This window comes from Acidobacteriota bacterium, assembly GCA_016196065.1.
Taxonomy (GTDB): domain Bacteria; phylum Acidobacteriota; class Terriglobia; order Terriglobales; family Acidobacteriaceae; genus Acidiflorens.
Genome location: JACPYL010000012.1, coordinates 390,059 through 415,477 on the forward strand (window position 1 = coordinate 390,059; position 25,419 = coordinate 415,477).

Genomic DNA, 25,419 nt, shown 5'->3' on the forward strand with positions numbered 1-25,419 from the left:
CGCCCGTCGAGACGGGCCTTACACGCGGCGTGTGCGGAGCCGCCGGAAACTACTCCAGCGCTTCCGGTTCAATCGAAATATTTTTCTCGCCCTTCTGGCGTTTCTCCCAATATTTCTTGACCCAGGCTTCGTAGCTCTTACCGGCGGCGGTGTCGCGGCCGGTGAAGGAGAGGCCTGCGATTTCGGAGTAGGGGATGGACGGGCGCTGGTTGCTCTCGGCAAGCATCAAGCGGACTACTGAGTTGTCGAGCGCTGGGCCGACGCGGCGGTCGAAGAGGTAGCCGGTGATCTGGGATCCGTCTTTACGCGACACGGTTATGTCGCCGCGGTAGTCAAAGGCTTTTTCGATCACGGCGCGGATGTCGGCTTCGGTGGCTAGTTCGGGAATCCAGCCTTGCAGGTTTTCGCGCTCGAATCCGGGAACTACTTCTAACTCGTCGCCTGATTTCGCAACAACGGGCAGACTGGGCGGCGGCGCTGTGTGCGGTAGTGCCGGGTCGTGGCCATGTTCGCGCCCGCTCATGCGCGGCTTTCTTCGGCGACGGTTTCAGACGACGCTTCGATCTGCACCAGCGGATTGTAGGAGTAGACCGGGCGCACTTCCTGGTCGAGATCCTTCATCGCGTTTTTATCTGGATAGAGCGAGAACGTGGCTTTCACGGTGTCGGCGAATCCGCGCAGCGATCCGAATGTGTCGTTGACCGACGAAGGTTCGTAACCGCAATGCACCATGCAATTCGCGCACTGAGGATTGCCCGACTGCGTGCCGTAGCCGTCCCAGTCAGTGGTTTCGAGCAACTCTTTGTAGGACTCCGCGTAGCCATCCTGGAGCAGGTAGCAGGGCTTCTGCCATCCGAACAAATTGTAAGTCGGCATGCCCCACGGGGTGCAGTTGTAGCTGCGCTTGCCCATCAGGTATTCGAGGAAGAGCGGCGACTGGTTAAAGCGCCAGGTCTTCTTGCGATTCGAGAGCATGGTGCGGAACAGGCGTCTAGTGCGGGCGCGTCCCATGAAATGTTTCTGGTCGGGCGCCTTGTCGTAGGAGTAACCGGGCGAGACCATCATGCTCTCGACGCCGACTTCCATCATCTCGTCGAAAAATTTGCGCACGCTGTTGGGATCTGCGCCATCAAACAAAGTCGTGTTCGTGGTCACGCGAAAGCCGGCTTTGACCGCTTCGCGGATGCCCTCGAGCGCAATTTCGAATCCGCCTTCGCGGCAGACGGAAAAGTCGTGATGCTCTTTCTGCCCGTCCATGTGGACGGAGAAACTCAGGTACTTGCTGGGCTTGAACAGGTGCAGTTTTTCCTTGAGCAGCAGCGCGTTGGTGCAGAGGTAAATGTATTTCTTGCGGGCGACCAACCCTTCCACAATCTTGTCGATCTGCGGATGCATCAGAGGCTCGCCACCAGGGATCGAGACCATCGGCGCGCCGCACTCGTCCACGGCTTTGAAGCACTCTTCCGGAGTGAGATCGCGCTTCAGAATGTGGGCCGGATACTGAATCTTGCCGCATCCCGCGCAGGCCAGATTGCAGCGGAACAAAGGTTCCAGCATCAGGACGAGCGGATAGCGCTTGTTCCCAGCCATTTTCTGGCGAAGGACATAGGACGCAACCGTCCACATTTGGGATACGGGAACTGCCATTCACCCCTCCGGATCGTCCTTCCATGATACCGGATTCAGCCGCGAAACGGGCCGATTCTGCCGTATCGGATTGATGACATTAGCGGCTCCCAGGGGGACGGGTTTTGTCGACGGGACCTACTTGGAGCGCGCAGGAGTTTTGTATTGGGTTCGGAGGTGAGCTTCCTTTTCGAGGGTGGAGACAGCAATCTGCGTCTCGCGAATCATCAGCACGCATCCCCAAGCCAAGCCCAGCACCGCTGACGCACCAGTGAATACCGCAAGGGCCGCTCCCAGCTCAAAGAGCGGAGTCTGACTGTAGAACGCGGCGATGGCGCCGCCCACCGAAACCAGTGCCGATGCGGCGAACAAACCCAGCCCGGCGTAAAAGAGGCGCAACGCCTTAAGCAGCAGTTGCGAGCGGGTGTGCAATGCCGCCAGTTGATCCGCCCAGTCCTTGTAGCGAAGGCTTTCCGGTTCGAGGGCGGACATTTCTGCTGCCACAACGCGCGTGCGATCGACGACTCGCGCCAGGCGGTTGCTGGTTCCCAGGGCTAGCACGGAAGAAGCGTTGGTCAGGATCGCCGGAGCGACCACCGCCGTCAGGACTCCGAACGGATTGCCGGCGATGGATGTAACCTGCAAAGTCGCGCCTCTCGGTGGTTATTCTAAACGTCCGGGAGGGGATGTCCAGTTTGGGTGTCCAACCCCCGGGCCGCGACTCCATTCACCTGAGATTCTGGGCTCAAAAAGGAAACGCGCCCCGAATAGGGCGCGTGTATGAAGTCGTGGTAGTTGTGAAATGCTACGAAGCCAACTCCGCCAGCTCCGGGAAGCGGAGGTTACACTTCGTGAGCGCCTTGGCGAGAACCTGTTCGACCTCTACCTCGTCGCAGGCCTTCGAAATAGCCAGTTCGCTGACCAGCAAATAGCGGGCTCGTTCCAGCATCTTCTTTTCCCGAAATGAAAGCGACTTGGTCTGGCCGAGCATCAGAAGGCTCTTCAGGACTGTTGCCACGTCCAAGAGGAACCCGGTGCGCATTCGCTCCGAGTTTTCCTTGAAGCGGTCTTTCCAGTCCAAGGCGCTGGCCACTTCGATCAACGACAGATAGTCGACGATTTTCTGGACTTCGCCGTTCCGGATCACCGGGCGCAACCCGACGCTGGTGACATTGTGGAATGGCACCATCACCTTGAGACTGCTGGACTTAATCTTCAGGAGATAGAACTTCTCGACCGTGAGCCCGATCGTCCGACTGCTGATTTGCTCAATAATACCGACACCGTGATTAGGGTAAACAACACTATCGCCGATGTGGAAAACGCGGTCGCCATTCATGGAGGGAAACCTCACCAAGGGGCGTGCGGGAACCCCTTCAGTCTAGCTGAGCAGGTCTCCAAAGGCAATGCAGTTAAGGGTTTCGTGCCGAAAGGCCGTCAGCGGACTAACAAATTCCGGCACTCCGCGTTGTAAGTCATTTCCGATGATGGGTTTGCACAATTCGAGGGGCAGTTAGCGGAGGGCTCGATTGCGCCCACTGCTTCCCGTCCGAGGGTTATAATGCTCGGGAACATGACGGAACACATCAAAAAGAAGCTCAAGGATGAATTGGAGATCCTGGAGCACGAACTGTCTTACGACATCCCCAAAGAGCTGAAAAAAGCAGTAGCCATGGGAGATCTCAGTGAGAACGCCGAGTACCACATGGCGAAGCAGCGCCAGGAGTACCTGAAGGCGCGTATCCGTCAACTCGGCAAGCGGCTGGCCGACCTGTCGATGATCAACATGAACAACATTCCCCGGGACAGGGTGGGCCTCGGTTCCACGGTGACGGTTTTCGACAGCACTAAGGATGAAGAAATGGTCTACTCGCTGGTGACCAGCGAAGAATCCGACGTAGCCGCGGGGAAGATTTCGACGACTTCTCCCATTGGCCGCTGCCTGCTCAATAAGAAAGTCGGCGACACCACGCAAGTCGTTTCGCCGAACGGCAATCGCGAACTGGAGATCCTGAAGCTGTCGACCATCCACGACCTGGCGGAAGCCGAGGCGGGACCGCAATGAGTTGGACCAACGGAGTCGGTCGGGTCTGCGGCGTGTTACTCGATGCCATCGTTCGATTCCTGGCTCTCACTCGCATCAATCCCAACATCCTCACGCTGATGGGTCTCGCGGTGAATACCTACGCCGCGTTTCTTTTTGGATACGCCAATGGCGAAAACCAGCGGCGATTATTTTTCTATGCGGGATTGGTCATCATCGGGTCGGGCTTCTTCGATCTCGTCGATGGCCGGGTTGCGCGAGCGTCCAATCAAGTCACGCGATTCGGCGGCTTCTTCGATTCGGTCGTCGATCGCTACAGTGACGCATCGCTATTCTTCGGACTCCTCGTCTTCTACGCCCGCGGCAATCGCTTTTTTTATGTTGTGCTCACCGCCCTGGTGATGATCAGCGCGATCATGGTGAGTTATACGCGCGCCCGGGCCGAGTCCTTGATTGGCACGTGCCGCGTGGGATTCATGGAGCGCCCCGAGCGCCTCGTGCTCCTGATCATCGGCGCGCTTTTCAGTCCGGTGATGGCGCCGGTGCTCTGGGTTCTTGCCGTATTGTCCACGATCACCGTGATCCACCGCATTCTCTACACCTGGCAGCGGACGCGGGAGATGGAAGCGTCACCCGCAGGCCGAGCTGCGTAACATTGCATGAGTGTGGGGACGGGTCTTCGACCCGTCCGGACAGGTCGAAGACCTGCCCCCACATCCCCTCCCTCTCATCATTCTTAGACCTGACAGTTCTGCCAAGGTCGGATGCTAGACTAGTCCCCGCATCTTCCCTCAAGGACTAAGTTTGCCAACCAATCCTGTTCTCGTCGTGCACGGCGGCGCGTGGGCAATGCCCGATGATGTTGTCGAAGCTCATCTCACGGGCGTCCGCAATGCCGCAGCAGCAGGATGGAGCGTCCTCGAGCGCGGCGGCTCATCGCTGGATGCGGTCGAAGCTGCGGTCGTGGTCATGGAAGACGACGAGACGTTTGACGCTGGACGCGGTAGCTTCCTGAATCGCGACGGGAAGGTGCAACTCGACGCCCTCATCATGGACGGCGGCACTCTGCGTACCGGCGGCGTCGGTTGCGTCGAGCGAATCGCGAATCCTGTACGCGCCGCCCGCAAAATTTTGAGCGAGAGCCCGCATGTGTATTTCGTGGGCGAAGGCGCAGAGCGCTTCGCCGCCGAGCACGGTATCGGGTTGTGTAAGAACGAAGACCTGATCATTCCGCGTGAAGTCGAGCGGCTTCGGGAATATCTGGCGCAAGGCGAAAACCACGGCAACGATCTTTTTGCTCCCGCCATCTCGCATGACACGGTAGGAGCAGTTGCCCTCGACCGTGATGGCAACATCGCCGCCGCGACATCCACCGGCGGGATTCTCGCGAAAGCCCCCGGGCGACTCGGCGATTCTTCGCTGATCGGCTGCGGCTGCTACGCCAACAACGAAAGCGCAGCAGCGTCGACCACCGGATGGGGTGAGCCCATCATGAAACTCGTCCTCGCCAAGTGGGCCGCCGACCGCGTCGAATCCGGCAGCATGCCGGAGTGGGTCGCGCAGGAAGCAATGAATTATCTGAAGCAGCGCGTCAACGGCCATGGCGGTATGATTCTGCTGGATGCCCAAGGCAGATTCGGCATCGCGCATAACACTCCCCGGATGGCCTGGGCGGTGCGGACGGCAGAAAAAGACGAATCAGGAATTCACCGCAATCAGTAGGACTCTCCCGGTGGGCGAGTATTTTCAGCCCATGTCGTAGCTACTTGATTTTCCTTCCCGCCGCTATTTGGCCGTCGGCATAGTGGTAGACGTAGCCCGTGACATGGCCGTTCTTGTCTCGCACAAAGGTCGTCCAGCCGAGATCCTCACGCTCGAAGAACGTATCCTTACCCATGGGGAACGCCTCGATCTTGTCGCCTTTCCATTCGTCGATCAGGTGATCGCCCTCGACGGAGTAGGTGACGATGAACCCCGGGCGAAAATGCTCGTATTCACCCGCATAGTCCTTAAACGTCTTGGGGTCAGCGCTTACAGGCTCTCGGTGGCTGATCGGCAAGAGGCTGTCGTGGGCGGCGATCGCCACCCAGGCGCTATTCTTCTTCTGAAAAACCTCCGTGCGGCGAAGTTCGAAGATTAGCTTCCCGCTGTCGAAGCCCTCCTCGGCCAAGGACAGCCGATAGTTCACCATCGCTGTGTCCCCATTTACCCGCACACGGACGTCGTGCACATTCGTTCGCTGATCAGCTTTGGGTGGATGGGTCAAAACGCGGTTAAGAAGCCCGGCCTTTGTCATGAGGATGCCGTCGTCGGTGGCGCCGAAAAAATCGTCCGCGGTGAGGCGGGCAAACGCGTCGAGATCGCGTTGGTTGTAAGCACTCAGCCAGGCCTGGCTCACCTTCCATACTTCCTGCTGCGCCGGCGTGAGCCCCGGAGAATCGGAAGCGAAGGTAGCACTCGTGACTAGCACCATGACTCCCAGAAACACAGTGCATCGGCGACTCATGTGCGATTCCTCCTTGAAACCCTTGCGCCTTCCTTCTACCTACTTCTTGGTCAGCAGTTCTGCGGGAATCGGGTTCCCCGGGCGTTCCTGATCCCACACTACCGAGGTAATCCACCAGCGCTTGCCGTCGTTGTAGAGCTGGTAGTTGGCCACTCCGCGTTCCACCAATTTTGATTCTTCCAGTCCCTCGAAACCGCACCGTATGGCCGCTACATTGCCATACTGGTTGGTGACACAGCCGAGCCCACGATCGACAAATCCAGTCTTCACGAGATATTCGCTGGCTGCCGCAGCGTACTCTTCACGGTTCCAACGGACGATTTTGGGTTGCCCCGTTGCGGCATCCACCGAGGCCGACACCAGTCGCGCCTGCGGATCCAGCAAGCTGAAGTACCGCGCCCACTGACGAGGCGTGCCGGGCGGACCCGACAGGGCTTCGTAGCTGGCGGCAATGATCGCGTCGAGAGTGCTCACGTCATCCGATTTCGCCGCTGCCGCTGAGCCGCTGCCGCGCGGCACCTCGCATGACATGCCGCCGATGATGTGCCAGCCTGCTGGTCCTTTCTGCCAGGTGTGCGTCGCCCGAAAAACAGTGGGTGATGTTTGATCGGCTTCCGGCCAGAAATAGTGCGTGACCGCGACGTCGCCGAATATGCCGATTGCTTCCGGCTTCGGGGCCGGCAGTGCTGGGCCGGATGCCTGCGGTTTCTGGAAATCCTCCACCACGACCGACTCAATTGCAGATTTTCGAACTGGGAGCGGTTCGTAGTCGGGCCATCCGACAAAATTCTCGTTCCACAACGCGAGGAACCGTTTCGTGTCTCTTTGTTGCTCGTAGCGGTGCATACTCTCTTCGGCAGCCCACACTGCCTTTTGGGCCTGAGACAATGGTCGCGCTCGATTCGGCTCAGGTTGTGGTGCATCTGTTTTCGGAGACTGTCCATAGGCTGCACTGCCGAGAAAAGCTACTGCGAGAAACAAGATTCTTGTCATGAAGGCCTCTTTTCCAATGACATCCCACAGACGGGAATAGGGTCGGTTCCTTACTTCTTCGGCAGCAACTCCGGGGGGATGGGGCTGATGTAGTTTTCAGCGTCCCATGTGACTGACGAAATCCACCAGCGCTTGCCGTCGTAGTAGAGCTGGTAAGTGTTGACGCCGCGGGTATAGAGCTTTCCCGTCGATGTGAACTTGCCTTCGTAACTGCTGAAGACCGTAGCGACGTTCCCGAAGCGGTGGATTTTGTGAGCCAGTTCGTGCTCGGTGAAGCCTTCGCGTACAAAGTGCGCATCCGCCTCGTCTGCATACTCTTGCAGAGTGGGGCTCCATATCATCAGCGCACCGGTCTTCGAATCCTTGTCCACGGAAAAAGACCTTGCATTGGGGTTATAGAGGGACAGGTCGCGCGCCCACTGCCGCGGCACGCCAACTCCACCGGAAATCGATTCATAGTCAGCCTTGACGATCGCTTCGGGACTGCTCACGTCTTCGGGCCTGGCAGCGATGACGGGTATCTGGACATGGGGTTTTGGTCGGTCTTGAGTGGAATCGCCCTCCACAGCCGCTGTGTTCGCCGGGCCAGCCGCTTTCACCGCCGGTCCACCGAGTCCGGGAATGTAGATTGCGGCCAAGTTGTCGGTCAGGCGCGTAGGCATGGCAGCTTCTTCGTCCTCGCCAAGGTTCATGAAGACGATGATGGAGAGCCGGTCGTTCACGTACCGGGCAATTCTTGTCGTGAATGCGGGGCCTACACCGTCGTGCTGAATCAAGCGGTGTCCGTTCACTTCTCGAATGCGCCAGGCGAAACCGTAGGGATAGGTTGTGCCGTTGTTGAGTTTGACCGGCGTCCACATTTGTTCGAAGCTGGAGCGCTTGATGAGTTTCTCGGTGTAGAGCGCGGCATCCCACTTCGCCATGTCGAAAACGTTGGTGTAGAGCATGCCGTCCGCAGTTTTCCAGTCGGGTGAAATCCACGGTTCGTTTTTCCATCCTCCATTCAGCATCTGGTAGCCGCTGACGCGGTTCTTGATGATGTCATCGGGACTGATAATTCTGGTGGCAGTCATGCCGAGCGGATCGAAGATGCGCTCCTGGACGAAGTCCAGCCAGAATTTGCCAGTCACGCGGTGAATCACGACTCCCAGAATGACGTAACCGGCATTGCAGTAGCTCCATTTTTCGCCGGCCGGAAAACGCATGGTCTGCGCAACAAAACCGCGGACCAGTTCGTCTTCCGTAAAACCGCGATGAAGATCAGCTGTCGGATCGCCGTCTTCCCCGAAGTAATCGCGGATGCCGGACGTGTGCGTGAGCAATCGCCGGATTGTGACTTCGTTCCACAGGGCTGGCGCTTCCGGCAGGTACTTAGCGACCTTGTCGTCCAGGCCGATTTTCCCCTCTTCGACCAGCATCATCACCGCCGTCGCGGTGAATGCTTTCGCGAGAGACTCCGTATGAAGGAGCATCTCCGGCGCCATGGGAACATCCAGTTCGACATTCGCGAGGCCGTATCCGGTGGCCTTGATGATCTTTCCGTCGCGTACTACGGCCAGGCTGACGCCCGGAATCTTCTGTTCATGCATTTGGGCGCGGACAACTTCATCGACCTTTGCCGACAACACGTCATCGCGTTGAGTTTGTGCCAGTGCCGTCACAGCCAGCCCGAGTACAACGCTGCCGACCAAAACAATTCCCGGAAGTTTCATAGGTCACGTGCTCCGCAAAATTAGGTAGTGTCTCTGCTGAAAGAGACTCGTATCAGGGCATGCCTTCAGGCATGCCGAAGAAACAACCGCGAACCGGCTTCAGCCGCTGCCTTGCCGCCCAACCCCAGCGGCTCAAGCCGCTTGATCTTCGTATTTGGCGGCATCGCTGAAGCGATGCCCTGATACGAATCGATGCTCAGACTGAGCCGCGACCCAAAATTAGCGAGACCCGAGGGTCAACGCCGGAATATAAATCGCCGCCACCCTGTCGGCGATGCGACGAGGAATGGTTTCGTCCTCGCCTAGGTTGGTGAGCACGACGACTGTCAGATGATCGTCGAGATACCGTGACATGATCGTGGTGTATCCCTGAAACACTCCGTCCTTCCATGCCAGGCGATGTCCATTGACGTCGTCGATCCTGAAACAGAGACCTTGCGGGAAGATCGTTCCGTTATTGAGCTTGATCGGAACCCACATTTGATCGATCGTCGTGCGTTTCAGAATCTTCTCGGTGGAGAGTGCCTCATCCCATTTCGCCATGTCGAGGACATTCGTATACTGCGTGCCATCGGCTGTGGTATTCAGCGACGGAGCGATCCAGTCGATGTTCTTCCATTGCCCGTTGACCAGGTGGTAGCCGCTTGTGCGGTTCGGGATGATGTCGGATTCACTGATCACCCGGGTGGACGTCATGCCAAGAGGGCCAAAGATGCGCTCTTGCAGAAAGTCAGCCCAATTTTTCCCGGTGACGCGACGGATGAGCGGCCCCAGGAGCATGTAGCCGCTGTTGCTGTACATGCGTTTCTCGCCCGGCTGAAAATCCAGTGGTTGGGCCGCAATCAAATGGGCCAGTTCGTCTTCCGTATAGTCCTGCCGGAAGTTGACGAGCGGCTTGCCGGAGAATTCGCCGGCGTAGTCCGTGATCCCTGACGTGTGCGTCAGCAACTGCCGGACAGTCACTTGTTTCCAGGCCGCAGGCGCATCGGGAAAGTATTTTGTGATTTTGTCGTCCAGCCCGACCTTGCCCTCTTCGACCAGGATCAATACACCGACCGCGGTAAACGTCTTGCCCACGGATTCCGAGTGGAAGACTGACTCCGGCGTTACCGGGACGTTCAACTCGAGATTCGCCAGGCCATATCCCGTTGTTTTGACGATCTTGCCGTCGCGCATCACCGCCAGACTGACGCCGGGAATTTTCTGTTCGCCCATTTGCGCCCGTACCAACTCGTCTACCTTCGGGGAAAATAGCTCGTCGCCGGGCTGTGCCTGTAGCCACACACCCATCGCCGCCCATGTGCATCCCACCAAAGAGGTTTCTGGACTCTATTCATCGATTGTTATGGCCGTCGTTCCCTTAAGGTCGTCCCTGAATAGCAGATCTGCCTCTCGAAGTATTCACAAAACTCTGATTTTTTTCTGATGACGTATTTTCTGCCACTTCGCGCACGATGGTCCGCACGTGTGGGGTACAATTCGACGCCGAAAGAACTTGAGTGGCCCCATGACCAGACGCCTTGCTCCGATCCTTCTGCTTCTCTCTCTCTCGGTGCCTGCAACAGCGGCGATGACTGCCGATTCCAGGAAGGTTGCTGCCGTCGAGACGATCTACGCGGATGTCATGGACGCCCAGAGCATCACAGGGGCCATCGATTCCGAATTGTTTGCGAGCTATCGCGGCAAGGGCCGCGTCGCGTGGGAGCGGGATTATCGCAAGAAACGTAAGCACCTCGCCGAACGCCTTGCGAGGCTCCCGAGCCAGGGACTCTCCGCGGACGACGCCAAAGCCGTTGCGACTATGCGCACGCAACTGGCGACCTTTCCCGAGAAGATTTCGGCGCCGTTCACCGGTACCGGCAAGTGTCAGGACGCCAACCGAAAGGACTTGGATTACGCAGCTCTCCGCAAGGCACTGACGTCGTGTTTTGTTGAGATCGGCGGCAAGATGGCTTTCGAGAACGGAACGATCAACCGGCAAACCGCTCTCGATCTGCTTCACGAACTCCCCGAGGTCGAGCGGCGCAAAGCCGTGTTCACGGCGCTCGGTCCGTTATGGCTCGCACTCAACGGCAAGAATGAACCCGACAGTCCCTATCGCCGCATGATTGCCATGACTGCCGCGGACGCCGCCAAGAATGGTTCCGAAATCGATCGCGGCGCGCGCGATGTCGGCGTCGAGACTGCCGTCGTCGAGCGCTGGCTGGAACAGATTCTCGATGCTTGGCGGCAGTCCACCAGCGATCAGCCCGTCGAGCCATGGAGTTTCAGCTATCAGGGAGCCGAGGCCGACCGCCTGCTGGCGGCGGAAATTCCGCGGGACGCGCTCATGCCCATCAACCAGCGCTTCTATCAGGACCTCGGAGCGGACCTCAAACAGTTAGGCGCTCTGTACGAACTCGATCCGAAACCGGGTAAAGCGGCGCTCGCCTATACCGATTTTGTCGTTCATGGGCGGATGGCGCACGGTGCTTGGCAGCCCACTGTCGCGCGTGTCTCCGCGCCCTACGCGCACGGAGGCCTATTTGTGTTGAATGAACTCGTCCACGAAAACGGGCACGTCATCAACATCATGGCGATTCGTAACCGATCCGCGTTCGTCGACTGGCCCAGTTCGCTGTTCGCGGAAGCATTTGCCGATGTCCCCGGTTGGAGTACCTACGAGCCGGCATGGCAACACAAATATCTGGGACACGAAGCTACACAACAGGCTTCACTTCGTGCCCTGTTTTCCGTGGTGATCCTCGACGTGGCTTGGTCGCTGTTCGAACTTAGGATGTTGCGCGCACCGGCGACCGACCCCAATGTTCTCTGGACCGAGATCACCAGTCACTACCTGCATATCATTCCGCACCCCGAACTCTCGTGGTGGGCGTTGCGCGTGCAACTGACCGACCTGCCCGGCTACATGGTGAACTATGGACTGGGCGCAGTGCTCACCGCTGACATGCGTCAACGAATCGGCGAAGGCCTCGGATCCTTCGACACCGGCGACCCGCGCTGGTACGGATGGCTCGGCGATCAGTTGCTGCGCTACGGTTCCGAACGCGATACACGCACGCTCTTGCAGGATTTTCTGGGACGGCCCACTTCGCCGGACGCTCTTCTCAGGCAGATCAAACGGATGGCTGCCGATCCCAAGTAACAAAGGGCCAACCCGTTGCCGGATCGGCTCTTTCCACGTGGTGATTCAACCCCTGCAACTCGTGCGGCAGGATCACATGTCCTGCTCGGTCAGATACAGTGCGTCTTCAAAAAACAAACGGACAGCCTGGAGCCCCCCAAGGCTGTCCTGATAAACCCTCCCGGTTAGAAGGGTGATCTAGAGAGAACTTACGGCACCGACGTTGCTGCAGTGTTGCGATTTGGTGAAAATCACGTGAAAACTGGGCGGGACGCCGGGGCGTCGCTGTGTCGGCAGTCACGTAGCGCGGTGACCTGCCACGCTGCGGAGCGCCCGGGATGCGCTGCTATATTGAAATAAGTCTGCAAGATTACCAAGCCGCCGGCGGAGGAGCCATGACCCGTAAAACAGAGCAGTCGCGCAAGCTTCAGAAGCGCGCCGAACAGCTCATCCCTGGAGGAGTGAATTCTCCGGTGCGCGCCTTTCGCGCGGTGGGCGGCGATCCGCTCTACATCGTGCGCGGCCAGGGCGCCCACATCTGGGACGCCGACGGCAACGAATATGTCGACTACATCGGATCCTGGGGTCCGCTGATTCTTGGCCATGCTGCTCCTACGGTCGTTGAAGCGGTTGTCTCCGCAGCTCGCAATGGAACGAGCTTTGGTGCGTCCACGCCGGCGGAAGCCGATCTCGCAGAACTGGTCATTTCCGCATTCCCGCACATGCAGAAGGTTCGCTTCGTAAGTTCCGGCACGGAAGCAACCATGACGGCGATCCGCCTGGCGCGTGCCTACACGAAACGCAAATACATCGTGAAGTTCGAAGGCTGCTATCACGGACACGCCGACGCACTGCTGGTCAAAGCCGGATCGGGTGTCGCCACCCTCGGTATCCCTGGCTCGGCGGGCGTTCCCGAGGAATTCACGCAGTTCACACTGGCGCTGCCCTTCAACGACATCGAGGCGCTGGAAGTTGCCTTCAAAAAATTCCGCCACCAGATCGCCGCGGTGATCGTGGAACCAGTTGTCGGCAACATGGGATGTGTTCCTCCCGCCCGCGGATATCTGGAAGCCCTGCGCGCCATCACTTCGCATGACAAAGCGCTGCTGATTTTCGACGAAGTGATGACCGGCTTCCGCCTCGCGTTCGGCGGAGCACAGGAGTTGTACGCGATCGAACCTGATATTACGACCATGGGTAAGATCATTGGCGGCGGCTTGCCGGTCGGCGCCTACGGAGCTCCCAGCGAGATCATGGACATGGTGGCTCCGCTCGGCCCCATGTACCAGGCAGGAACACTCTCGGGAAATCCGCTCGCGATGGCTGCGGGATTTGCCACGTTGCGCTACTTGCGTGATCACAAAGACATCTATGCGAAGTTGGAAAAGCTCGCTGCCGAGGTAGTAACGGGAGTGTCCGCCGCCGCAAAAGATGCCGGCATCACCCTGTGTAGCAACCGCGTGGGATCGATGTTTACCTGGTTCTTTGCTCCCGGCCCGGTCACCGATTGGACGTCAGCGGCGAAGTCCGATACCGAAGCTTTTGGACGCTTCTTCCGCGCCATGCTGGAGAGCGGCATCTACCTGCCACCGTCGCAATTCGAAGCCGCCTTCATGGGTGCGGCCCACAATGAGCATGACGTGCAACAAACGATTGCGGCGGCGAAGCAGGCGTTTGCGATGGTGACGGCGTAGGGCGGGGGTTTCTGGACTGTCCAATCATTTGCGAAAAGAAGGCGTTCCTTTGTGCGCGCCTGTATCAGGACATCGCCAATCCTGTTCTTAAGCTCTAGCCTGACTGCACCGATTCACGGGTGGAATCCTGCTAAAATCGCCGCCATGCAGCTATCGTCGATTGCAGCCTGCCTTCTCATTTCGTGTGCTCTTATGGCACAAACGTCCAGTTCCTCCGCCGGGGCTAACGCAAAATTTGCCAAGCTGAGTGAAGAGTTCATTCACGAGACGCTGGCGCTTTCGCCTGCCAGCGCCTCACAGGCTGGATACCACCAGCACATCGATCCCAAAACTGGAAAGACTATCGCGCTCGACGCCTTGCTCGACGACTTAAGTCCCGCTGGCATCGAAGAACAGCGCCGCGTCTATGCACACTGGCGCGAACGCTTTCGCGCCGAGACGCCGCTCAAGTCGCTTGGCGTCGAGGACGCTGCTGATTGGCAACTGATCGACGACCAGATCGGCCTCAGCCTGCTCGAATTCGACCGCATCCAGAATTACAGGCACAATCCGACGGTCTACGTGGAACTGCTGGGCAGCGCACTCTTTCAGCCGCTCACCGATGAGTATGCAGCCAAGGACGTTCGCGTCGGCCACGTTCTCTCGCGCATCGCAGCGATCCCGCGCTTTCTCGACCAGGCGCGCAGCCAGTTGGTTGATGCCGACCCCATCTTTATCAAGGTCGCGATCGAAGAAAATGAAGGCAACGTCGATCTGATTCAGAGCACAGTCGCTGCCGCCATTCCCACTGGATGGAAATTGAAGGCACAGTACGATCAAGTCGCCCCTCCGGCGATGGAAGCGCTCAAGAAATTTTCCAGCTGGCTTCAGGACGATCTTTCAAAGCACAAAACCGACCGAACCTGGCGCTTGGGAAAAGACCTCTACGCAGAAAAATTCCGCCTCGTCATGGAGACGCCGGTCACGCCCGGCCAGGTTCTGGCGGATGCGGAACGCGATCTGAAGAAGTCGCGCGCGGAGATGCTCCAGATCGCGCTGCCCCTGCACAAACAATATTTTCCCGACCACGATGATCACGCGAGCCTAAGTCCTCAGGAGCGAGAGAACAAAGTCATCAGCGAAGTGCTGCACAAGATCTCCGAGGATCGCCCGAAACGCGACGACTTGCTGCAGACGGTGAAAGACGATCTGGCCGGCATCCGGCAATTTATCGTCGACAAGAAAATTGTGTCGCTGAAATCACGCGACAACCTGAAGGTAATTCCGACGCCGCCCTTCATGCGCGGCATTTATTCGGTGGCCGGCTTCCACTCAGCGCCGCCGCTCGATCCGAATGCAGAAGCGCAGTACTGGGTCACCCCGATTGATCCGAAAACGCCCGACGAAAAAGCCGAGTCGAAGCTGCGCGAGTACAACAACTGGGTGCTGCAGTGGCTCACCATTCACGAAGCGCTGCCCGGTCACTATGTGCAGGCCGAGCACGCCAATGAAGTCCAGCCGGTCACCCGGCGGCTCGCGCGCGCCATCTACGGCAACGGAGCCTACGTCGAAGGCTGGGCCGAATATATCGCGCAGGTCATGATGGAGGAAGGATATGCCGGCAGGGATCCGCGCTATCGACTGAGCTATCTGAAAGTGTGGCTGCGCGCCGTCGGCAATACGATTCTCGATGTCCGCATGCAAACCATGAACATGACGGACGAAGAAGCCATGTCGTTCATGATGAACGACGCCTTCCAGACCCGTGCCGAAGCGGAAGGAAAATTACAGCGCGCCAAGTTGAGTTCCACGCAGTTGCCGACTTACTACGTCGGGACAAGCGAATGGTGGCGCCTGCGTCGTGCCTATCAATCCGCTAAAGGTAAAGACTTCACACTCGCTGATTTCCATGACCGCGCCTTGGATCAGGGCGCGCTGCCGGTACCGTGGCTGGGGAATATTTTGTTGCCGAAATGAAGTGATCTTGCAATCGGAATAATCGTCCGGCAAAATCCTAAGAGAGATGCACCATTGGAATCCCGCCCTTGCGCACAAAGCGCGCAAGGATGGGGCACCCGTCGGTAGTTCAGGGCTTGACATTGGACTTCTGCCTCGCCGACAGCATCTCCCCCACCGTCACAAACTCAAATCCCTGTTCCCGATAGCGCAGGATCAGATTCTCCGTCGCAAGCACCGTCTGGCTGCGATCCGCGCCCATCGCCTTGTGTCCGCCATCATGCAACAGGACTACGTCTCCGCCGCGGATCTGACTCGCAACTTTTCGCTCAATCGTGGCTGCGGGCGGCGCATTCCAGTCATAGCCGGTCACGTTCCACATCACAGGCTGGAGTCCGAGTTCACGCGCGATCCGGAGAGTCGCGGGACGTCTCCCTCCAAACGGTGGACGAAAGAAATTCGAGTGCTCACCGATTGCGTCGGTCAACGCTGCTCGGCATTCCATCAACTCAACTCGCGTTTGAGCCGCAGACTGAAGGGTCAGCAGTGGATGGGTCGTGGTGTGATTGCCGATCGTGTGTCCAGCTGCGGCGACGGCGCGCACGATATCCGGTCGCTGCCGCACGTAACGGCCAATCATGAAAAATGTTGCGCGCACCTCATGGCGCGCCAGCACTTCCAGGAGCTTCAACGTGTACGGATCATTCGGCCCGTCGTCGTAGGTGAGTGCAATCTGCTTGCTGCCGCGCGCCAGTCCGGTGAATGTGCGTCCATACCACTGCCCGGTCGGCGCCATCGACTGATAGCCTGCGGCGGTCACGCCGGCAGCAGCGCCGAGGCCGATGAGCAAGGGGAGCACGGAGAGATTGTAAATGCAGGTTAAAGGTCAGAGGTCAGATTGCAGAAGTCACGGAACTTCAGGGTTATGGGTTGCGAGCTAAGCGCTTCGGCCAGAATCCAGTGGTTACACGCAGCTCGTAGGTCGCGGCTCGCAGTCTCACCTCTGCAATCTAACCTCTAACTTCTGACCTTAATCTTCTTCCCAATTGCGTCCCGCGCCGAAGCAATATATTCTGCTCACGTCCTCCATGGCTAAGCTTTTCGAACTACCCCGTTACATTGCAGTGGAAGGTCCGATTCGCGTCGGCAAGAGCACGCTCGCGAAGGTTCTCGGAGACCGCCTGTCGGCCCAGCGTGTCATTGAACCGGAGGACAATCCGTTTCTCAAGTCGTTCTATGAAGGCGATCCAGGAGCCGCTTTCCAAGCGCAATTTGCATTCCTGATTCGCCGCTTCGAGCAGTTAAGTGCGCTCGACCTGGGCGCGCAGTCGAACAAGACGATCGTCGCCGACTATATTTTTGAAAAAGACAAGCTCTTTGCCTGCCTCAACCTCAATGACCAGGAACTCGATACCTACAATCGCTACTTCAATCATTTTCGCGAGCAGTTGCCCACGCCCGACCTGGTGATTTATCTGCAAGCTACGCCGGAAGTGTTGAAAAAGCGTCTGAAAAAGAAAAACGCTCCCGGCGAAAAAGCCATCAGCGAGGATTACCTGATGGAAGTCGTTAAAGCCTACGAGCACTTCTTTTTTCACTACACGCAGTCCGATCTGCTGATCGTGAACACGTCCGAAATCGACTTTGTCGACCGTAACGAAGACCTGCAGGAACTGCTCAAGAAAGTCTCGGCCCCTATTAAGGGCACGCAGTACTTCCTGCCGCTCGGCAGTGAAGAAGCGGCTAGCGCATAGTTTCGTCGTTGGTCGTTGGTCGCTAGCGTCCGCAATCCCACTTGAGCTGTCCATCAGGAACTTGTAAGTCGCTGTCGTGCAGGTACTTAGGATGTGGGTTGCGAACGGCGAACGACCATCGACCAACGACGCGATTCCGGCTACAATACCTCCAGCGTCTTCCAAAACTTGAACACGCGTACAGGCTCTATCCGGCCGAGCCGGAGGGGCACTGGAGGAAACAGTGAGTCTCACGCCGATCGGCGAAGTTCGCCGCAAGATCACGACCGCATCGCTCCGCGAAAAGAAACTCCACCGCAATCCCATCACCTGCCTGACTGCGTACGACTACGCCACCGCGCGCCTGGTCGACGAAGCGGGCATTGACATTGTTCTCGTCGGCGACTCGCTGGCGATGACCATGCTGGGATACGAGAACACGTTGTCGGTTACGGTCGACGAGATGCTGCATCACGTCCGGGCCGTGCACCGCGGGGTAAAAGATGCGTTGCTTATTGCCGACATGCCGTACGGTTCGTATCACGAAAGCGCGGACGAAGCCGTCCACAACGCAGCGCGCTTCGTCAAAGAAGCGGGCGCCGAAGTCGTGAAGATGGAGGGTGGCGAAAAGCGAGTCGACGTGATTCGCCGTGTGATGGACGCCGAGATCCCTGTCGCCGGACACATCGGCCTGACGCCGCAATCGGTCAACATGATGGGCGGCTACAAAGTACAAGGCAAGACGCTGCGCGCGATCGAACAGTTGATGCGCGATGCTGTCGCTCTCGACCGTGCCGGAGTGGCGTGCATCTATCTTGAAGGCATTCCGCGTGAAGTCGCGGCCATGATTACCGCCGAAGTGGAAACGCCGACCATCGGCATCGGCGCCGGACCGGAATGTGATGGGCAGGTGCTGGTGTTCCACGATCTGGTCAATTTGACTTTCACCCATGCCGCAAAATTTGTCCGTCACTATGGAGATGCTGCCGCTCTGATCACGCAAGCTGTGCTGGCGTTCAAGGGTGACGTGGCCGGAGGCCAGTTTCCTTCCGACGCCGAGTCCTACCATCTGCCCAAGGAGACGCAGGCCGCACTCGAAACGGTACTCCAACGGAAACGCGCTTTGCGGCGATAATCGGGAGCGGAGAAAGACTCTTTTGCGAACCTTCCCTTGCTTCTACGTGATCGTGCTCTTGCTGGCGAGCCTGGTGGCTTGCTCCAAACCGGAAACTCCCGCTCCCGAACCCTCGGCCGCGTCACAGGAAACTGGACTCGAACGGATTCCGGAGCCAGACTCCACAAAATTCCCGCGGATGCAGGATCTCGCGCAGTGGAAAAATCCTCAGCTGGTCGTACGTGAGGATGGCATCGGATTGGTCGACGTGGAAAATCACGAGATTCATATTCTGAAAATGGAGCAGGTGGAAGCCGAACTCGTGTCGCTCCCTGAAACTGCATGGCCCTACGGCCGCGCCGTACTTCTCAGCCAGGCTGCACCGTCCGACAACTCCGACCAGGCGAAGGCCAAACTGCGGGAGAACCGCGGCTTGCTCGTCGGTACGCTGAAGAGCCTGCAGGTGCAGATCCGCGAAGCGCCGGGAACGGAAATCCTGCCTCCGAAACAATGAATATCTATCGCTCGCTCGGCGAAACCCGCGCCGCGTGCCGTGTTCTGCGGGCAAGTGGCAAGCGGCTGGGACTTGTGCCCACCATGGGTGCGTTGCATGCGGGACATCTCTCCCTGGTGCGCGCTGCGCGAGCGCAGTGCGATGCGGTTGCGGTTTCTCTGTTCGTCAACCCAACTCAGTTTGGTCCTACCGAAGATCTTGCGAAATATCCGCGGCCATTCGAGCGCGACCGTGAATTGCTGGAAAAAGAGGGCGTCGCAATTCTCTTCGCACCTTCCGCGGACGAAATGTATCCCAAGGGAGAAGGGACCTGGGTTGTGGTCGATGGATTGAGCGAGAAACTCGACGGACGTTCGCGTCCCGGACACTTTCGCGGCGTGGCGACCGTAGTCTCGAAACTGTTCCACATCTTTGAGCCGGACGCCGCCTTCTTCGGACAGAAAGATGCGGCCCAATCCGCGATCATCCGGCGATTGGTGCGCGATCTGAATTTCCCGGTGGAGATCGTGATCTGCCCTATCGTACGTGAGTCGGATGGCCTGGCGATGAGTTCACGGAATGCGTATCTCAGTCCGGAAGAGCGCCAGCGCGCATTGGTGCTCCGGCAATCATTGATTCTGGTGGAAGAAAAGTTTCGAGCAGGAGAAAGAAATGCGGCGAGACTCATCGTCGCCGCTCGCGAAGTTTTTACCGCGCAACCACAAGTTCGGTTGGACTATTTTGAGATTGTCGATCCCGACACGCTCGATCCGGTCGAACAAGTCTTGCAACCGGCGCTGGCCGCGGTCGCCGCCTACGTCGGGAATACGCGCCTCATTGACAACATTGTTTTGCGGGATTGAGTCACTGACAAACGATTCAATGAGTCAATGCCCGATGATTCCATTGCCTCACTTGACGGTCGGATACTTGATCCCCAACTGCTCGAGATAGGTTTTGTACTTCGCAGGATCGTAGTAGTACTTCTGCATCTCCGTGCGGAACTTTGCCATTTTCTCTTTGTTCATATCAATGGCTGGTTGGTCGTCGGAGGAAATCAGAGGCGTGTATTTCATGTCTTTCGTCTGCACGTCTTTGTAGTAGGACCATGCCTTAGGCAGCGCGTCGGCCGTGACCATCAAATCGAGTGCGGTCAATGCCTGTACTTTCGCTCCGGCCAAAGATCCTTTATGTGCGATCGGAGTGGCCATCGCTACCGCGTCGGCCCAGCTATGACCGGGAGTGTGCGGAATGTTTGCCGGATATCGCAAATAGACCATCGGCACCACCCACGAAATATCGCCGACATCGTCCGATCCGCCTGACTCGGTTTCGGGGGATGGGGGCTTTAACTCTTCGACCTTGGCGTTCAGTCCGTCTTCCTTCTTGCCCAATTCCTTTTGCAACGCTTTCGCCAGGGTCTGGTCCGCCGCATCCCACGTCGGCATGCCGACCGATTCGATGTTCTTCTGCTGGAGTTCGGCAATCACTTTATTGAAGTGGGGAGGCCACGCCGAGCCCACCACCTTCTTGGTGAAGGTAGTGCCGGTCATCTCCGTGGCAGCTTTTGCCATCGTGTCGCCGAGTTCGTAAAGTTCGCGAATGTGCGGATAATCCAGTTCGCGGAAGTAGTACCAGACGCCGGCTTCGGACGGCACGACGTTCGGCTGATCTCCGCCATTTACAATCACGTAATGAGAACGTTGTTGTAGTCGTAGATGTTCACGGCGGAAATTCCAGCCCGTATCCATCAACTCGACTGCATCGAGCGCGCTACGCCCGTCCCACGGGGCACCAGCTGCGTGGGACGCTTTGCCGTGGAAGTAATACTGGACTGAGACCAGCCCCTGCGGTGCGAAAGTCTGGCCATAGCCCGTGCCAAAGTCCTCGGATACATGCACGCCCAGCACCGCGTCTACATCCTTGAATAGACCCGCACGGACGTAGTATGCCTTTGTGCCCAGCAACTCTTCCGCCACGCCCGGCATGATCTTCAGCGTGCCGGCAATCTTGTGTTCCTGCATCAATTCCTTGAGCACGAGCGCCGCCGTCACATTCACGGCCATCCCGGAGTTGTGCCCTTCGCCATGTCCGGGAGCGCCGTCGATCATGGGATCGTGATAGGCGACTCCGGGTTTCTGCGAGGCTCGCGGGATGCAATCGATGTCGGTGATGAATCCAATGACGGGCTTGCCGGATCCGTAAGTCGCGACCCAAGCCGTCGGAATCCCCGCCACACCACGCTCGACCGTAAATCCGTTTTTCTCCAGAAGGCTCGTCACATACTTCGAAGTCTCAACTTCCTGAAAGCCCAGTTCGCCGTAGCTGAAAATCTGATCCACCATCTGCTGGACGAGTTGTTGCCGGGCGTCGACCTTGGAGAGCGCTTCTTTTTTAAGGGCATCGAGGTTGGTCTGGGCAAAAACAAGTGAAGACAATGCGAATAGCACAAGCACAAAGCGGCGACATTGCTGCATGAGAGAAGTTCTCCTGGGTAACGACTGAGCAGAAACAATACGCGGAGTGATGGCCGGAGTCCAGACGGTAGCGCCGGCTGTCGTGGTAAGAATGCTTATGACGCCAGATCAAGGGCGGAAAGTGAAGAAACAATGCGATCGGAATTGCTGAGATTCAACGGCGCCGTCGAGCGCGATCCCGCCATCGATGCGTGGATGAAAGAACACGCAGGCGAATTAGGAGACATCGCGCATCAATGGTTTGAATTAATGCGAAAATGCGGGGACGAAGTCCGGGAGCTTTTGCATGACGGCTGTCCGGTTGCATGTTTAGGCGATGCGCCGTTCGCCTACGTCAATGTATTCACTTCGCACGTAAATGTGGGGTTCTTTCAGGGAGCAGGGCTATCGGATCCGGATCGCCTATTGCAAGGCGCGGGAAAGTTCATGCGCCATGTGAAGCTGAGGCCGGGAACGTCCGCCAACGCAGCCGCGCTAAACAGGCTCATCACCGCGGCGTACGCAGACATAAAAGACCGCGTTGAAAACGGCTAGCTCGCGTGGAGTGCTGGCGCTACGCCTTCGGCCCTGACACGAAGCGGCTCCCGGCAATCAAATAGCGCAACGGCATGGCGGCGGCTTTCATAATCCCGATCCTCGGCGTGACCATCACGCGGCGCACGCGATAGCCGTCATCGCCAATTCGCAAGTCTGATTGCGCGCTGACAAAGTTCTTCCCGTTATCCCGTTCGCGGGTCACGCCCAAGGCCTCGGCCATCCGCCCCGGGCCGGAGGAAATTTTCGGGAGATCGCTTTCCTTCTTCACCGCGACCCCACGAGCGGCCGCCATTTGCGCGACTCCCACGACAGGCTCCATCGCACGAAACAACACGGCGCCCGCAACCCCCTCCCGGCGGCAGGTCACGTTGAGACAGAAATGCATCCCGTAGATGAAATAGACATAGGCGAATCCCGGAGGCCCGAACATGACTTCATTGCGGGGAGTCTTGCCGATAAACGAATGGGACGCTTCGTCGTGTTTTCCGAGATAGGCTTCGGTTTCAACGATGCGCCCGGCCAAGACCGCGCCCGGAGTAGTCCGGATCAGCAGTTTTCCGAGAAGCGCTCGTGCCACCCGTCTCGGGTCGCGATCGAAAAATTCCTTTTTCAGCCAGGCCACTTGACCGAGTTCCTTCATGAACCTCCGATAGCCGAAGAAAGAGTTTCCTGGCCTACAATTGTAAAATCAATCGCAGAGAAAGCCGCACGGCAGGGGTGCAACGGCTGGCGGATCTGAAAGGGGCGTGTCATGGTACGCAGAATTCTACCGATCGCAACGATTGTCCTGATGGCGGCATTCGCCATCGCGCAAGCCATTCCTGCCGGAACTCCGGTCACAGTTCGCATCGGCTCTGAAATCAGTTCAGGCACAGCAGCAGTCGGCCAGGCGTTTGAAGGGTCCCTGGCAAAAAGCCTGGTGGTCGGCGGCAAGACTCTTGCCCCCGCTGGCAGCGCCGTGCGCGGCAAAGTCACGCTCGCCAAGTCCAGCGGACGTCTGCATGCTCCCGGCCAATTGTCGATTCGCCTGACTTCGATTCGCGTCAACGGACACTCGGTCGGCGTTTCCAGCAGTTCGTATCACGTCACCGGCAAGGGTCACATGAAGAGTAATGCGACCAAGATCGGTGGAGGCGCTGCGGCTGGCGCGATCATCGGCGCACTTGCAGGAGGCGGAAAAGGCGCTGCCATCGGCACCGTGGTAGGCGCAGGAGCGGGCACCGGTGTGGCCGCTGCTACCGGCAAAGAGGAAGCCATCATCCCCGCCGAACACGCCGTGACGTTCACGGTCACGAGCCAGACGAAATAAAACACTAGAGATTTGTCATCCTGAGCGCGTGGGGACGGGTCTTCGACCCGTCCAGGACAGGTCGAAGACCTGTCCCCACGCTCAGGATGACAATCTTGTGGAGGGTTACCTCTGCAATCTCACCTCTAACCTCTGACCTATTTTCACCTGCTCTTCAGCCATGCCAGCACTTCTTCCGCGTGGCCTGCTGCCTTCACTTTGTCGAAGATGTGCTGGATTTTGCCATCCGGTCCGATCACGAAGGTCATTCGTGAAATGCCTTTGAAAATCCTTCCATACATGCTCTTGTCTTTGATCACGCCGAAGGCATTGCAGATGGTTTTGTCGGTATCAGCCAGCAATGGGTAGGGAAGGTGATACTTTTCCTGAAATTTCTTCTGTTTGGCGACGGAATCGGCGGAAATGCCGAACAGGACCGCTCCCGTCTTCTTGATCTGGGTGTATGCGTCGCGGAACCCACACGCTTCTTTGGTACAGCCGGGGGTGTCGGCCTTGGGATAGAAAAACATCACGATTGTTTTGCCCCGAAAATCTTTCAAGGCAACTTCTTTGCCGTTCTCATCCGTCGTATTGAAGTCGGGGGCCTTATCATTGACTTCCATGGAAGCATCTTCTCCTAACCGCAATTGGTTATATCGCACCGGGATACTTGCCGTCACGCTGCTTGTCAGTATCCCCATGGCGGCACAGGGCACGATTGCCCAGTATGGACGCCGCTCGTCCGTTTCCAAGGGGCCGCGAGCTCTCGGAATCATTCAGCTCTTTCCCAACGGGAAAGCGCACTTGATCCCCGTTGCGATCACCGTCGATGGCAAGTTCTTCGATGCCAGCTCCTACAAGGGATCTCCCGTTCCCATGGCGCTCGATTTCGGTGTCGTCTATGAAGGATTCCGCACAGGGGTCTCGCAGGGCGTCTTCACGATCACCCAGCCGGGACAGGCGGGACACGTCTGGATGGCCGAAGGCACATGGCTTGCCGCCGGCGCCAAGGCTCCGCAAAAAGGGATGAAGTACGAGACTCCGAAGATTGAAGACAAGGACGCGCCTCCCCGCCTGCAGCGCGGGGGCGCCAAGCCGGCGGATCCAGCCGACAAGCCTGCGCCGCCGCCCGCGCCCAAACCGCAGGAGAGCGCAAAGTCCGCCGAGCCTCCGCCATTCGAAGATCCGAACCGGCCCATTCTTCGTCGTGGAAAGCCCGATCCTGCTGCGCGCCACGAACTGGTCAAGAACTTCGACGAAGAAGCGAAGGCTAACAAGGATGTTCTGAACATTCAGATCTTTCCAGCGATCTCCGACGCCGCCGGCCCCGACGCGAGGCCCTTTAATTTTGATCTTCGTGGTGGAGAAGAAGCTGGCTATCGCGCCAAGATGCTCGAATTGGCATCCGCGGAGTTGGCCAAAGCCAACGCGGCACCGCCGGAGATTCCGACTGCCAAGTCGCGCAAAACGGCCAACGCCCGCAAGGCTGTACCAACATCGTTTGACGACGTCCACCTGCGCATTTTCGATCTGTCCAATTCGAATGATCCAGTACTGATCCTCTCCGCCAAAGTGCGGCCTCCGGCGAATCCCAACATCGCGCCGGTTGATGGCGAGGAAATCACGCTCGTCGCCCGTCCCAACCTGGACGGCGATCTGCGCCGCCTGTTCTTCGCGAAGACGGATGCGCATCATCTCGAAGTCACTCCGCGGATGGAACTGATCGATGCCGTGGACGCCGACGGCGACGGCCGCGGCGAACTGCTCTTCCGCCGCACTTTCGATACTGGCAGCGCCTACGCAATCTACCGCGCAACTGCGGATCGGCTATGGCCGCTCTATGAAGCGACGCCGTAGGTCAAGACCCGCTTAGACAGCAAGGCCGCCGCACGTGGAAAGTTGTTCCCGTCGCATCTCTTTCGGGGTCTTATCCAGAGTGTGGACTTTGATGAGGCGGAAAAGGTCATGCTGGCGTGTACCAGACTTCGGATTGATCGCGCGGATGGCTCGGTAGCAATCGAATACCGGATCGAGAGCGACAATGTGGAAATGCGTGTTCTCCCGCCGGGGAGCCGAACGCGATCCGAGCGAGTGATCGAGTGGCTCCGCTTGACCTCGGACCAACTGCGAGACCAAGTCGAAT

At 58.1% G+C, this 25,419-nt stretch carries 26 protein-coding genes; 13 read left to right on the forward strand and 13 right to left on the reverse strand.

Annotated features, from left to right (window positions below):
- Positions 1 to 49: 49 nt before the first annotated feature.
- From HY010_13870 to HY010_13885, 4 genes are all read right to left on the reverse strand, one after another.
- Positions 50 to 463, reverse strand: a complete 414-nt coding sequence (locus tag HY010_13870) for a hypothetical protein (protein ID MBI3476815.1) — start codon at positions 461 to 463, stop codon at positions 50 to 52.
- A gap of 56 nt (positions 464 to 519) precedes the next feature.
- Positions 520 to 1,647: an adenosyl-hopene transferase HpnH gene (gene hpnH, locus HY010_13875; GenBank protein ID MBI3476816.1), complete on the reverse strand. Its 1,128-nt coding sequence runs from the start codon at positions 1,645 to 1,647 to the stop codon at positions 520 to 522.
- A gap of 117 nt (positions 1,648 to 1,764) precedes the next feature.
- Positions 1,765 to 2,271 carry a DUF2721 domain-containing protein gene (locus HY010_13880; GenBank protein MBI3476817.1) on the reverse strand — a complete coding sequence of 169 codons (507 nt, stop codon included), beginning with the start codon at positions 2,269 to 2,271 and terminating at the stop codon, positions 1,765 to 1,767.
- 160 nt (positions 2,272 to 2,431) lie between these two features.
- Complete coding sequence (locus HY010_13885; protein ID MBI3476818.1) at positions 2,432 to 2,965, reverse strand: CarD family transcriptional regulator; 534 nt, start codon at positions 2,963 to 2,965, stop codon at positions 2,432 to 2,434.
- A 234-nt stretch (positions 2,966 to 3,199) separates the two neighbouring features.
- Between HY010_13885 and greA the strand changes: the two genes are divergently transcribed.
- The 3 genes from greA (at position 3,200) to HY010_13900 (ending at position 5,392) form a co-directional block, all read left to right on the forward strand.
- Complete coding sequence (gene greA, locus HY010_13890; GenBank protein MBI3476819.1) at positions 3,200 to 3,691, forward strand: transcription elongation factor GreA; 492 nt, start codon at positions 3,200 to 3,202, stop codon at positions 3,689 to 3,691.
- Positions 3,688 to 4,323 carry a CDP-alcohol phosphatidyltransferase family protein gene (locus HY010_13895; protein MBI3476820.1) on the forward strand — a complete coding sequence of 212 codons (636 nt, stop codon included), beginning with the start codon at positions 3,688 to 3,690 and terminating at the stop codon, positions 4,321 to 4,323. Before greA ends, HY010_13895 begins: the two co-directional genes overlap by 4 nt.
- Before the next feature lie 151 nt (positions 4,324 to 4,474).
- On the forward strand, positions 4,475 to 5,392 hold the full coding sequence (locus HY010_13900; GenBank protein MBI3476821.1) for an isoaspartyl peptidase/L-asparaginase: 918 nt from the start codon (positions 4,475 to 4,477) through the stop codon (positions 5,390 to 5,392).
- Positions 5,393 to 5,432: 40 nt separating this feature from the next.
- Here HY010_13900 and HY010_13905 read toward each other — a convergent pair whose 3' ends face one another.
- From HY010_13905 to HY010_13920, 4 genes are all read right to left on the reverse strand, one after another.
- Positions 5,433 to 6,176, reverse strand: coding sequence for a DUF4440 domain-containing protein (locus tag HY010_13905; protein MBI3476822.1), 744 nt, complete (start codon positions 6,174 to 6,176; stop codon positions 5,433 to 5,435).
- A gap of 39 nt (positions 6,177 to 6,215) precedes the next feature.
- Positions 6,216 to 7,169 carry a nuclear transport factor 2 family protein gene (locus HY010_13910; protein ID MBI3476823.1) on the reverse strand — a complete coding sequence of 318 codons (954 nt, stop codon included), beginning with the start codon at positions 7,167 to 7,169 and terminating at the stop codon, positions 6,216 to 6,218.
- 50 nt (positions 7,170 to 7,219) lie between these two features.
- Entirely contained in the window at positions 7,220 to 8,881 is a 1,662-nt protein-coding gene (locus HY010_13915) for a beta-lactamase family protein (protein ID MBI3476824.1), read from the reverse strand.
- Positions 8,882 to 9,100: 219 nt separating this feature from the next.
- The gene (locus tag HY010_13920) at positions 9,101 to 10,171 is read right to left on the reverse strand and encodes a beta-lactamase family protein (GenBank protein MBI3476825.1); all 1,071 of its coding nucleotides are present in this window, start codon (positions 10,169 to 10,171) and stop codon (positions 9,101 to 9,103) included.
- Positions 10,172 to 10,388: 217 nt separating this feature from the next.
- Here HY010_13920 and HY010_13925 point away from each other — a divergent pair, with 217 nt between their 5' ends.
- From HY010_13925 to HY010_13935, 3 genes are all read left to right on the forward strand, one after another.
- On the forward strand, positions 10,389 to 12,026 hold the full coding sequence (locus HY010_13925) for a hypothetical protein (GenBank protein MBI3476826.1): 1,638 nt from the start codon (positions 10,389 to 10,391) through the stop codon (positions 12,024 to 12,026).
- A gap of 374 nt (positions 12,027 to 12,400) precedes the next feature.
- Positions 12,401 to 13,699 carry a glutamate-1-semialdehyde 2,1-aminomutase gene (gene hemL, locus HY010_13930; protein MBI3476827.1) on the forward strand — a complete coding sequence of 433 codons (1,299 nt, stop codon included), beginning with the start codon at positions 12,401 to 12,403 and terminating at the stop codon, positions 13,697 to 13,699.
- A gap of 192 nt (positions 13,700 to 13,891) precedes the next feature.
- Positions 13,892 to 15,655, forward strand: a complete 1,764-nt coding sequence (locus tag HY010_13935) for a DUF885 domain-containing protein (protein ID MBI3476828.1) — start codon at positions 13,892 to 13,894, stop codon at positions 15,653 to 15,655.
- A gap of 109 nt (positions 15,656 to 15,764) precedes the next feature.
- Here the strand turns inward: HY010_13935 and HY010_13940 are convergent, their stop codons facing one another.
- Positions 15,765 to 16,430, reverse strand: a complete 666-nt coding sequence (locus HY010_13940; GenBank protein MBI3476829.1) for a polysaccharide deacetylase family protein — start codon at positions 16,428 to 16,430, stop codon at positions 15,765 to 15,767.
- Positions 16,431 to 16,722: 292 nt separating this feature from the next.
- Here HY010_13940 and HY010_13945 point away from each other — a divergent pair, with 292 nt between their 5' ends.
- The 4 genes from HY010_13945 (at position 16,723) to HY010_13960 (ending at position 19,837) form a co-directional block, all read left to right on the forward strand.
- The gene (locus HY010_13945) at positions 16,723 to 17,388 is read left to right on the forward strand and encodes a deoxynucleoside kinase (protein ID MBI3476830.1); all 666 of its coding nucleotides are present in this window, start codon (positions 16,723 to 16,725) and stop codon (positions 17,386 to 17,388) included.
- 223 nt (positions 17,389 to 17,611) lie between these two features.
- The gene (gene panB / locus HY010_13950) at positions 17,612 to 18,502 is read left to right on the forward strand and encodes a 3-methyl-2-oxobutanoate hydroxymethyltransferase (protein MBI3476831.1); all 891 of its coding nucleotides are present in this window, start codon (positions 17,612 to 17,614) and stop codon (positions 18,500 to 18,502) included.
- A gap of 22 nt (positions 18,503 to 18,524) precedes the next feature.
- The gene (locus tag HY010_13955) at positions 18,525 to 18,995 is read left to right on the forward strand and encodes a hypothetical protein (protein ID MBI3476832.1); all 471 of its coding nucleotides are present in this window, start codon (positions 18,525 to 18,527) and stop codon (positions 18,993 to 18,995) included.
- Positions 18,992 to 19,837: a pantoate--beta-alanine ligase gene (locus HY010_13960; protein MBI3476833.1), complete on the forward strand. Its 846-nt coding sequence runs from the start codon at positions 18,992 to 18,994 to the stop codon at positions 19,835 to 19,837. Before HY010_13955 ends, HY010_13960 begins: the two co-directional genes overlap by 4 nt.
- Before the next feature lie 48 nt (positions 19,838 to 19,885).
- On the opposite strand, the gene HY010_13965 is transcribed toward HY010_13960, so the two are convergent.
- Positions 19,886 to 21,451 carry an amidohydrolase gene (locus HY010_13965; protein MBI3476834.1) on the reverse strand — a complete coding sequence of 522 codons (1,566 nt, stop codon included), beginning with the start codon at positions 21,449 to 21,451 and terminating at the stop codon, positions 19,886 to 19,888.
- 132 nt (positions 21,452 to 21,583) lie between these two features.
- On the opposite strand from HY010_13965, the gene HY010_13970 reads away from it, so the two are divergent.
- A complete protein-coding gene (locus HY010_13970; protein ID MBI3476835.1) occupies positions 21,584 to 21,985 on the forward strand; it encodes a DUF1801 domain-containing protein in 402 nt (133 codons plus the stop codon).
- A 19-nt stretch (positions 21,986 to 22,004) separates the two neighbouring features.
- Here the strand turns inward: HY010_13970 and HY010_13975 are convergent, their stop codons facing one another.
- Positions 22,005 to 22,628 (reverse strand): DNA-3-methyladenine glycosylase, encoded by a 624-nt coding sequence (locus tag HY010_13975; GenBank protein ID MBI3476836.1) that lies wholly within the window; start codon positions 22,626 to 22,628, stop codon positions 22,005 to 22,007.
- 111 nt (positions 22,629 to 22,739) lie between these two features.
- On the opposite strand from HY010_13975, the gene HY010_13980 reads away from it, so the two are divergent.
- Entirely contained in the window at positions 22,740 to 23,297 is a 558-nt protein-coding gene (locus HY010_13980; protein ID MBI3476837.1) for a hypothetical protein, read from the forward strand.
- A 143-nt stretch (positions 23,298 to 23,440) separates the two neighbouring features.
- Here the strand turns inward: HY010_13980 and bcp are convergent, their stop codons facing one another.
- Positions 23,441 to 23,899: a thioredoxin-dependent thiol peroxidase gene (gene bcp / locus HY010_13985; protein MBI3476838.1), complete on the reverse strand. Its 459-nt coding sequence runs from the start codon at positions 23,897 to 23,899 to the stop codon at positions 23,441 to 23,443.
- On the opposite strand from bcp, the gene HY010_13990 reads away from it, so the two are divergent.
- On the forward strand, positions 23,898 to 25,133 hold the full coding sequence (locus tag HY010_13990; GenBank protein ID MBI3476839.1) for a hypothetical protein: 1,236 nt from the start codon (positions 23,898 to 23,900) through the stop codon (positions 25,131 to 25,133). The genes bcp and HY010_13990 overlap by 2 nt on opposite strands.
- Positions 25,134 to 25,145: 12 nt before the next feature.
- Here the strand turns inward: HY010_13990 and HY010_13995 are convergent, their stop codons facing one another.
- Complete coding sequence (locus tag HY010_13995; protein MBI3476840.1) at positions 25,146 to 25,412, reverse strand: hypothetical protein; 267 nt, start codon at positions 25,410 to 25,412, stop codon at positions 25,146 to 25,148.
- Positions 25,413 to 25,419 lie beyond the last annotated feature (7 nt).

Bases quoted from the DNA above. Each gene is read 5' to 3' on its own strand.
- hpnH (MBI3476816.1), bottom strand. From the start codon at position 1,647: ATGGCAGTTCCCGTATCCCAAATGTGGACGGTTGCGTCCTATGTCCTT.
- HY010_13885 (MBI3476818.1), bottom strand. From the start codon at position 2,965: ATGAATGGCGACCGCGTTTTCCACATCGGCGATAGTGTTGTTTACCCT.
- greA (MBI3476819.1), top strand. From the start codon at position 3,200: ATGACGGAACACATCAAAAAGAAGCTCAAGGATGAATTGGAGATCCTG.
- HY010_13895 (MBI3476820.1), top strand. From the start codon at position 3,688: ATGAGTTGGACCAACGGAGTCGGTCGGGTCTGCGGCGTGTTACTCGAT.
- HY010_13905 (MBI3476822.1), bottom strand. From the start codon at position 6,176: ATGAGTCGCCGATGCACTGTGTTTCTGGGAGTCATGGTGCTAGTCACG.
- HY010_13910 (MBI3476823.1), bottom strand. From the start codon at position 7,169: ATGACAAGAATCTTGTTTCTCGCAGTAGCTTTTCTCGGCAGTGCAGCC.
- HY010_13915 (MBI3476824.1), bottom strand. From the start codon at position 8,881: ATGAAACTTCCGGGAATTGTTTTGGTCGGCAGCGTTGTACTCGGGCTG.
- HY010_13920 (MBI3476825.1), bottom strand. From the start codon at position 10,171: ATGGGTGTGTGGCTACAGGCACAGCCCGGCGACGAGCTATTTTCCCCG.
- HY010_13925 (MBI3476826.1), top strand. From the start codon at position 10,389: ATGACCAGACGCCTTGCTCCGATCCTTCTGCTTCTCTCTCTCTCGGTG.
- hemL (MBI3476827.1), top strand. From the start codon at position 12,401: ATGACCCGTAAAACAGAGCAGTCGCGCAAGCTTCAGAAGCGCGCCGAA.
- HY010_13935 (MBI3476828.1), top strand. From the start codon at position 13,892: ATGGCACAAACGTCCAGTTCCTCCGCCGGGGCTAACGCAAAATTTGCC.
- HY010_13940 (MBI3476829.1), bottom strand. From the start codon at position 16,430: ATGGCGCCGACCGGGCAGTGGTATGGACGCACATTCACCGGACTGGCG.
- HY010_13945 (MBI3476830.1), top strand. From the start codon at position 16,723: ATGGCTAAGCTTTTCGAACTACCCCGTTACATTGCAGTGGAAGGTCCG.
- HY010_13960 (MBI3476833.1), top strand. From the start codon at position 18,992: ATGAATATCTATCGCTCGCTCGGCGAAACCCGCGCCGCGTGCCGTGTT.
- HY010_13965 (MBI3476834.1), bottom strand. From the start codon at position 21,451: ATGCAGCAATGTCGCCGCTTTGTGCTTGTGCTATTCGCATTGTCTTCA.
- HY010_13970 (MBI3476835.1), top strand. From the start codon at position 21,584: ATGCGATCGGAATTGCTGAGATTCAACGGCGCCGTCGAGCGCGATCCC.
- HY010_13975 (MBI3476836.1), bottom strand. From the start codon at position 22,628: ATGAAGGAACTCGGTCAAGTGGCCTGGCTGAAAAAGGAATTTTTCGAT.
- HY010_13980 (MBI3476837.1), top strand. From the start codon at position 22,740: ATGGTACGCAGAATTCTACCGATCGCAACGATTGTCCTGATGGCGGCA.
- HY010_13990 (MBI3476839.1), top strand. From the start codon at position 23,898: ATGGAAGCATCTTCTCCTAACCGCAATTGGTTATATCGCACCGGGATA.
- bcp (MBI3476838.1), bottom strand. From the start codon at position 23,899: ATGGAAGTCAATGATAAGGCCCCCGACTTCAATACGACGGATGAGAAC.